The sequence below is a fragment of the Rathayibacter tanaceti genome (genome assembly GCF_001634385.1).
Lineage (GTDB): Bacteria > Actinomycetota > Actinomycetes > Actinomycetales > Microbacteriaceae > Rathayibacter > Rathayibacter tanaceti.
On the sequence record NZ_LIIN01000264.1, the window covers coordinates 1 to 1,182 of the forward strand.

Genomic DNA, 1,182 nt, shown 5'->3' on the forward strand with positions numbered 1-1,182 from the left:
GGATCCGCTGGCGGTGAGCAGGACGTCTCCGGCGGCGATCGCGGGCGTGGTCGCGTCGCCGAGACGTGGACGCGCAGGCCCAGGTGCATCAGGCGCATCGCGGTCATCCGCAGGGCGAGGCCGGAGCGGCCGGCCCCGTGCACGAAGACGCGCTCGGCGCCGGCGAGGAGCGAGGCGACCCGCTCAAGCGGTTCGACGTCGCGGGCGAGCGCCTCGGCGGCGGCCGAGACCTCGGCCGTGATCGCCGTGAGGGCCGCGGCGGGGTCGGCGGTCGGATCGGAGGTGTCGCTCATGCCTCCAGCGTGCGCCGAGCGGCGCCACGGGGCCGCCCCCTGATGGGCCAGGAGGACCTACCCGGTCGGGTGGGTCGGACACTACGGGTAGGCGTGCCGGGTAGGTTCGAAGGCATGGACTCCCCCGCCTCCCGCTCGGTGCTGCTCGAGCACGCCCGCCTCGTGGCCGACCAGGCCGACCGGCACGCCGTGACGCTCGAGTCGATGCTGGCCGCGCTGCGGTCGCCACGGCTCGACGATCGGGCCGCGCGCGCCGAGGCGACCGAGATCGCGACGAACGCGCTGGTCGACCTGCGCACCACGACCGACGAGCAGCGCAGCGCGATGCTGGAACCGGTGATCGGCGCCTTTGCGCGCCTCCGCGGCGACCTGCGCCCACTGGTGCGGTTCGCCGACCTCGACGTGCAGTTCGTGGAGCCGCCCGCGAACGGGCGAGCACTCCCGGGCGAGGTCGCGCACGCGGCGCGCGCGATCGTGCGGCGCGCGGTGCTCGCGTTCGTCGAGGCGGAGGAGACGCGGCGGGTGCGGATCCAGTGGGACTGCGACGGCGTGAACCTGCTGATTGAGATCCGCGACGACGGCCGGGGCGAACTGACCGCCCACGATGAGGCGCTCAGCCCGATCGCGGAGCGGGTGCGGGGGCTCGACGGCGACCTCGAGATCGCCTCGACGGCGGGCTGGGGATCGACGCTGTCGATCCGCCTGCCGCTCGATCCGCCGGCGCAGCCGGACGGGCTCGAGCTCGCGGCGCTGAGCGGGCGGGAGCGCGAGGTGCTGCACCTGATCACGCTCGGCGCCTCCAACCACGGGATCGCCTCGGAGTTGGGGATCAGCGAGAACACGGCGAAGTTCCACGTGTCGAACCTGCTCCGGAAGGCGGGCGCGCGCA

At 74.5% G+C, this 1,182-nt stretch carries 1 protein-coding gene and 1 pseudogene; one reads left to right on the plus strand and one right to left on the minus strand.

From position 1 onward, the window contains the following. Window positions 1–293: pseudogene (locus ACH61_RS18700) on the minus strand (phosphoheptose isomerase family protein); the annotation flags it as partial. 114 nt (window positions 294–407) lie between these two features. Here ACH61_RS18700 and ACH61_RS15530 point away from each other — a divergent pair. Beyond that, window positions 408–1,182: LuxR C-terminal-related transcriptional regulator (locus ACH61_RS15530; protein WP_068213776.1), on the plus strand; the 775-nt coding region annotated here is incomplete at its 3' end.